Raw genomic sequence first — 6000 nt, 5'->3', positions numbered from 1 at the left:
GGCTTTCATTCACCCTGATTTTACCGCCCCCGGACCATGTCTATAAGAATCAGATAACACGACAAGTAGTCTGACGCCGGGGGGTTTCGGCCGACCGAATCGGGCAATAGCCGGCCAGGAAGGGACGTTCGACATCCACACCAAGATCGATGACAATAAACGCTCCGCTCCGTACATCTCGAACGCGAATTGATAAGAGCTGCAATCGAACAAGCCGCCAACGTATGAGACGTGTTTCGCTGATTCCAATTGTCGTGTCTCTCTCGTTTTCCCTTTCTACGACTCGAAGCTGGGCGGACAATGTCGTCAAGGGGAGCCAGGTTGAGATTGTCGTGAACTACGGCAACCGCGACTTGACGCGACTGCATGATCTTGAGGACGAACTGGATGCCGCCGCGAAGGCTGCGGAGGCGGGTCAACTTGACGGAGACGAGGTGGCGTTGGACGGTAGCCGGGCCTCGATTTACATGACCGCACGACATGTCGCACTGCTGGTCAAAACGGTCGGTCCGATTCTGAAGGCGCACGAATTCTCTCGTGATGCGCACATTATCCAGAGCGACTAAACGTACAGTTACTTATGATTAGCAAACGCGATCTCGCAGAGATTATCGGAAGTGAGATTACGGGGGTCGGCATTAATCCAGCGTCAGTTTCGATGGAGTTTGGCCGCGGATACCGTTATAGTGGAAGCGGATGGATTTTGATCCAATGCGGCTTTTCTTTAGAACACTCGGAAGGCGAAATCATCGGCGACGCGAGTTCCCCGCAGTCCAGTAGCAGTCTGCAGCGCTGCTTGAATCAACTTGTCGTCGACGCCAATTTCGACGAACAGAAAGTGCTGACGCTGACCTTGGAGAGTGACTTGATCGTTCGAATCGTTCCCGACCTGGATGGCCTTGAGTCGTATGTCCTCCATACCTCACAAGGAATTGTGCCGGTTATTGCCGTTTGATTTATACCCGACGAAGGTCAATTGAGCGTCCGCTCCGGAGAGTTGCGACAGACTGCTTCGGGTCGCGTGCTGCCGATCGCGGCAGTTTGAGACTCGCGCACTTCCATGCCGGTTGCATGAGACAGCAGTCGGCCAGGAAGTGTCATTCGTGCTTCGTGCGACTCTGACATTCAGGCGACGGCCTGTCCGGTAAAACGGCCACTCGATTTCGAAGTGACCGAGGCGGCGCCCATAACCTAGACGGCATAGCGAATAATGCTTTGATCTTGAACATTAGCGACTAACTCGTCCGCACGAGATAACAGTCGAAGAAGTAACGGGTTTGTATTTGCATCGCTGTATCCCAAGACGAGATCAATCGTCGGAGGTATGCCGTCTAGCGCCCTTGCAACAACGTTGGGTGTCAGCATATTTTGCGCATACAGCGGGATAAGCGTAACGCCACCCGTTGACGTAACAAGCGACATTGCGGACGGGAGGTTTTCGCCCTCGTATCCCGCCTTGAGCGTTATTCCGACACTCAATGCGTAGTGCTGAATCACGGATTCCAGTACGGGAGAAGTCCTGGACGAGCTGACGTAAATCTGGCCGGCCAGATCTTGCGGCCGGATTTTCTTGCGTGACGTCAGCCGATGGTCTGCCGGCAGTACGGCGATCAGTGGCTCCTTCGCCACGACTTTGAATGACAGGCCAACGGTCTGTCTCTCGGGACGAAGGAAAGCGACGTCTAGCCTTCCTCGCATCAGCCCGAGAGCGAGTTCAGGAGAAGACTGGCTGCACAATGTGATCTCCGCATCCGGTGCCTCCTCGCGGAGAATGCGCAGCGCGTGCGGTAACCAGACGACTTCCTGCCCCGCCAGGAAGCCCATGGCCAGGACGGATTTTCCAGGCTGTTCCGCACGCCGTGCGCCGTCGATGCCAGCTTCGACTTGAAGCAGCGCCAGACGCGCGTGATCGAGAAAAATTTTTCCGGCAGAGGTAAGCGCCACGCCGCGTGCCTGGCGCTCCAGTAATTTCACACCCACTTCGAATTCAAGATCGCGGATCTGCCGGCTCAGTGACGGCTGCGACGTGTGCAGCCGCCGTTGGGCGGCTGTCAACAGACTTCCTTCCTCCGCAACCGCAATGAAATATCGCAGATGTCGAAGTTCCATTGGCTCTCCCGTATGCCTCTGAGGCATAGGTCAAATCATAGAAAGTCTTTGTCATCGCGGCAAGGGATACCTATATTGGAACGGCTGTCGTAGCGACGAGCCAAGCGGCCAGTTGGAGTTCTCACTGGCGCGGTCATCGCATTCCGAGTGCTCAATCGCAGGCCGATTCTTGTACTCGATGCGTTCAAGTGCCAGAAGCAAGGGCGTGGCGCCGAGGGACATTTAGATATCCATCGCCGCGTTGTCGGAGTGCGCTCCGCTCGCGCGTTTTCAGATGCGCATGAAATAAGACTTCGAAAGAAGCCGCTGGCAGCATTCTCGATGTCTCGGGGAGAACCAACACTTCAATCAATCTCTTATAGGAGGTATCAGCGATGCCTACGATCACCACTCCGGACGGCGTAAAAATCTTCTACAAGGACTGGGGGTCCGGTCAGCCGATCGTCTTCAGCCATGGCTGGCCCCTGTCGGCCGACGATTGGGACGCCCAGATGATGTTTTTCCTTCACCACGGCTACCGGGTGATCGCACATGACCGACGCGGGCACGGTCGGTCCGAGCAAGTCGGCACCGGCAACGACATGGACCACTGGGTCGCCGACCTCGCTGCACTGACCGAACACCTCGGCGTCCGCGACGCGATCCACATCGGGCACTCCACCGGCGGCGGCGAGGTGGCCCGCTACGTCGCTCGCCACCAGGAGCGGGTCGCCAAGGCAGTGCTAGTGGCCTCGTTGACGCCGAACATGGTGAAAACCGACGCAAATCCTGGAGGTCAGCCGCGGGAGTGGTTCGACGCGGTTAAGTCAGGCGTGCTTGGCAACCGGTCGGAGTTTTACCGGGCAGTCCCGGAGGGTCCGTTCTATGGATTCAACCGTGCGGGCGCCAAGCCGTCTGAGGCGGTGATCGCGAACTGGTGGCGGCAGGGCATGGCCGGCAGCGCCCAGGCCCACTATGAGACCGTATCCTCCTGGCTGGAGGACTACACCGAAGATCTGAAGAAGATCACTGTGCCGGTACTGGTCATGCATGGCGAAGACGACCAGATCGTCCCGTTCGCCAGTTCGGTGCCCCGCGCGGTCGACCTGCTCGCGAATGGTGCTCTGAAGAAATACCCTGGCTTCCCGCACGGCATGCTGACCACCCACGCGGACGTGCTAAACCCCGACCTTCTTGAGTTCATCAAATCCTGACGGACGCTAGCCCGAACCAGATCCAGGCAATTCGAGTGGCGCGCTCCACCGGTGTGCCACTCGGCCTAGGCGTCTGCTTAGGGTCCACAACCTGCCATATCCCCGTACTTGGACGACCGGCAGCAAAGGGTCGTCCTGAGCCGGCCGCCGTCGGGCTCTGTCCGGCCATAAGGCGTCGTTCGCCAGAAGTGTCGACAGGACAGTCAGACGGCAGAGGCCCGTCCGAGACCGGTCGTTCGCCCCCTCAAGTTTCACGCCTAGTTGCCGTAGAACCGGTGTTATCGCCCCATGTTCGAGGTACGGACGGGGCGTCCAACGTATCCGGGAAAAGCTGCAACGTTAGAAGCGGCGATCCGGCGCATCGAGGTCGCAATCGCTCGGAATTTCAGGATTAGGTCGTGGAGCCGTCGGCTCTCAAAAGGATCTCGGCATCCCGATCGAAACGGAATCGGCGGCGACAGTGATTCGATCCGCTTGCGGCGCAGCTCGATTCAGGCGGTATAGCTCTTATCCATTATTGAAAATCGCTACTATGAAACTCACGATTCGAAATTTCTTGCTCATTGCGGTTCTTCTCTCTGTATCTAATCTCGCTTCGGCCCTCGATGATCGTATGGTTGGCAACTGGCAGGGTGAGAGAGATAAGGATGGAAAATGTTCCTATATGGCGTGGACTATGAAAAGATCATCGGACGGAAAGTTCGAAATTTCATTCTATAAAAATCCCGAAAAGACTCAGCTTTTGAATGAGGAGCGGGGACAGTGGGAAACAAAGGGCGACAAGATTTCACTCATCACTGAGGGAGTTCCTACCTCCGATCTCTACACCTACACTTTCATAGACAACGATACCGTTCATGTTTCCGCTGTTGAGCGAGACCCTTCGGCCGATTGCATGGCCGACTATGAATTCACGGATCATCGGGTTAAACCGTAAAGATCGCCGATACCGCTCGGGGCGAGCGGTATACCTTCAGCAAGAGACAATGAGCCGGTCGTGTATCGAACGCCCGCTTCGGGTCGTGGATTGCCCTTCACTTTTTTGAGAGTAAGCAGAGCGATCAAAGCGCGACTGCGGCGGCCGGGGCGGAATGTTGCAAAACTTAGGAGTTTTGCAACACGACGCCGCTTGTTGAGATGCACATATTGAAGCATAATGATGTCATTATTGATGCGAGGACTTTCTTATGCGCACAACTGTCACCATTGACGACGCCCTTTACGAAAAGGCCCTGGAAGTGGCGGACCCCGACATGGATAAGTCGGACATTTTTCGCGAAGCCATCAAGACCTTCGTGCGGGTGCAGGCCGCCAAACGCCTGGCAGCGCTCGGCGGCACCATGCCTGACATGCAGGACGTGTCACGTCGCCGCTCGGAGCCAGGTTCGCAATGAGTGTGCTCATCGACACATCGGTATGGGTAGACCACTTCCGAAACGGCAATGACGCGCTGGTTGACCTGATCGAGCTGGACCTCGCCCTTACTCACCCGATGGTCATAGGCGAAATCGCGTGCGGAACACCCCCAGCGCCGCGCATCCAGACGCTGGCCAGCATCGGTCTTTTGCAGCCGTGCAATCAGGCGAGTCTGAGCGAGGTAATGGAGTTCATTGAGCGTGAAAAGCTGTATGGGCTTGGGTGTGGGTTGGTGGACATGTCGTTACTGGCGTCTACGCTCATCACGCCAGGCGCTGAGCTGTGGACGCTTGATAGGCGACTCGCGGACCTGGCTGGGAGATTTGGCATCGCGCATCGGCCGACGCTGCATTAGGACATTCAGATTGCAGTACTCACTTCGCACGAAACGCTGTCCCGACTGGCGGATGGAACGCTGGATGTCGGGCTGGTCGCACTACCTCAGCCCCCGGTGGCTGGACTCGTGATCAAGCCCTGGCGCCGCGACCCCGTCATGGCCTTTGTGCCGGCGCACTGGCGTTGTCCGGCCCGTGTCACGCCCGAATGGCTCGCCGCCCAACCTCTCATTCTCAATGACGCGACCACGCGTCTCTCGCGTCTGACCGCGGAGTGGTTCGCGACCGCGGGGCGCCATCCCGCGCCGCGCATTCAGCTCAACTACAACGACGCGATCAAGAGTCTGGTAGCGGCAGGTTACGGCGCAGCGCTGTTGCCCCATGAGGCCACTACGCCGTTACCCGACAGGCGCATCGTCATGCGTCCGCTACGCCCGGCGTTGTGGCGCAGGCTAGGCATTGCACATCGTGCGGGGTACGTTGAACGTTCCACGCAACACGTACTCGATGTGTTGTGGGATCTGCAGCTGGCATAGGCGTTGCCGTTTGCCGCTTCGATTCGTTTTCCAGACTTTTTCGCTTCAACAGGTCGACCAAAGAAAGCTCAAGCTCAAACGAGTCTGACTTCAGGCGGGCGGCGCCTGCTGGCATTCCGCCTGGAACCAGCGGTCGACCTGGCGCTGTGCCGCCTGCAGATCCTCGGGGTAGTACGGGTCGAACCGTATTGATGGGTCGTAGCCCGCTTTCCGTAAAGCCGCCAGTTCGCTGCGATTTCGCTCCGGCGTCGGAGGTGCGTTGTTCCTGAGCTCAGCCAGATCGCGACATTGCAATGCGCTCAAGTGCGTCACGTTTTGCGACATGCTGCCCGCCGCGCAGCCAGCGAGCAATAAAACCAGCGTGGGAAGCATCGGCCACATCCATGGTGAGTTCTTCATATGACGTCTCCG

At 57.6% G+C, this 6000-nt stretch carries 8 protein-coding genes and 1 pseudogene; 7 read left to right on the top strand and 2 right to left on the bottom strand.

What is annotated here, in order from left to right:
- Positions 1-332 precede the first annotated feature (332 nt).
- On the top strand, positions 333-566 hold the full coding sequence (locus tag LPA34_RS22145; protein ID WP_228982254.1) for a hypothetical protein: 234 nt from the start codon (positions 333-335) through the stop codon (positions 564-566).
- 14 nt (positions 567-580) lie between these two features.
- Entirely contained in the window at positions 581-955 is a 375-nt protein-coding gene (locus tag LPA34_RS22140; protein ID WP_228982252.1) for a hypothetical protein, read from the top strand.
- A 236-nt stretch (positions 956-1191) separates the two neighbouring features.
- Here LPA34_RS22140 and LPA34_RS22135 read toward each other — a convergent pair whose 3' ends face one another.
- Entirely contained in the window at positions 1192-2109 is a 918-nt protein-coding gene (locus LPA34_RS22135; RefSeq protein ID WP_228982251.1) for a LysR substrate-binding domain-containing protein, read from the bottom strand.
- A 374-nt stretch (positions 2110-2483) separates the two neighbouring features.
- On the opposite strand from LPA34_RS22135, the gene LPA34_RS22130 reads away from it, so the two are divergent.
- The 5 genes and pseudogenes from LPA34_RS22130 to LPA34_RS22110 form a co-directional block, all read left to right on the top strand.
- The gene (locus tag LPA34_RS22130) at positions 2484-3302 is read left to right on the top strand and encodes an alpha/beta fold hydrolase (protein WP_228982249.1); all 819 of its coding nucleotides are present in this window, start codon (positions 2484-2486) and stop codon (positions 3300-3302) included.
- Between the two features lie 532 nt (positions 3303-3834).
- Positions 3835-4239: a lipocalin-like domain-containing protein gene (locus LPA34_RS22125; protein ID WP_228982248.1), complete on the top strand. Its 405-nt coding sequence runs from the start codon at positions 3835-3837 to the stop codon at positions 4237-4239.
- 250 nt (positions 4240-4489) lie between these two features.
- Complete coding sequence (locus LPA34_RS22120) at positions 4490-4696, top strand: type II toxin-antitoxin system VapB family antitoxin (RefSeq protein WP_228982245.1); 207 nt, start codon at positions 4490-4492, stop codon at positions 4694-4696.
- Positions 4693-5073: a type II toxin-antitoxin system VapC family toxin gene (locus LPA34_RS22115; RefSeq protein WP_228982243.1), complete on the top strand. Its 381-nt coding sequence runs from the start codon at positions 4693-4695 to the stop codon at positions 5071-5073. Before LPA34_RS22120 ends, LPA34_RS22115 begins: the two co-directional genes overlap by 4 nt.
- A pseudogene (locus tag LPA34_RS22110) lies at positions 5074-5589 on the top strand (LysR family transcriptional regulator substrate-binding protein); the annotation flags it as partial. It lies immediately after the preceding gene.
- A gap of 90 nt (positions 5590-5679) precedes the next feature.
- Here the strand turns inward: LPA34_RS22110 and LPA34_RS22105 are convergent.
- Positions 5680-5988, bottom strand: a complete 309-nt coding sequence (locus tag LPA34_RS22105) for a DUF4148 domain-containing protein (RefSeq protein WP_228982242.1) — start codon at positions 5986-5988, stop codon at positions 5680-5682.
- Between the last annotated feature and the right edge of the window lie 12 nt (positions 5989-6000).

Origin of the sequence: Paraburkholderia gardini, from assembly GCF_907164575.1 — a bacterium.
Lineage (GTDB): Bacteria > Pseudomonadota > Gammaproteobacteria > Burkholderiales > Burkholderiaceae > Paraburkholderia > Paraburkholderia gardini.
This window is presented reverse-complemented; position numbering and strand designations above follow the sequence as displayed.

Excerpts from the sequence above, each read along its gene's own strand:
- LPA34_RS22135 (WP_228982251.1), bottom strand. The coding sequence starts at position 2,109 with ATGGAACTTCGACATCTGCGATATTTCATTGCGGTTGCGGAGGAAGGA.
- LPA34_RS22130 (WP_228982249.1), top strand. The coding sequence starts at position 2,484 with ATGCCTACGATCACCACTCCGGACGGCGTAAAAATCTTCTACAAGGAC.
- LPA34_RS22120 (WP_228982245.1), top strand. The coding sequence starts at position 4,490 with ATGCGCACAACTGTCACCATTGACGACGCCCTTTACGAAAAGGCCCTG.
- LPA34_RS22140 (WP_228982252.1), top strand. The coding sequence starts at position 581 with ATGATTAGCAAACGCGATCTCGCAGAGATTATCGGAAGTGAGATTACG.
- LPA34_RS22105 (WP_228982242.1), bottom strand. The coding sequence starts at position 5,988 with ATGAAGAACTCACCATGGATGTGGCCGATGCTTCCCACGCTGGTTTTA.
- LPA34_RS22125 (WP_228982248.1), top strand. The coding sequence starts at position 3,835 with ATGAAACTCACGATTCGAAATTTCTTGCTCATTGCGGTTCTTCTCTCT.
- LPA34_RS22115 (WP_228982243.1), top strand. The coding sequence starts at position 4,693 with ATGAGTGTGCTCATCGACACATCGGTATGGGTAGACCACTTCCGAAAC.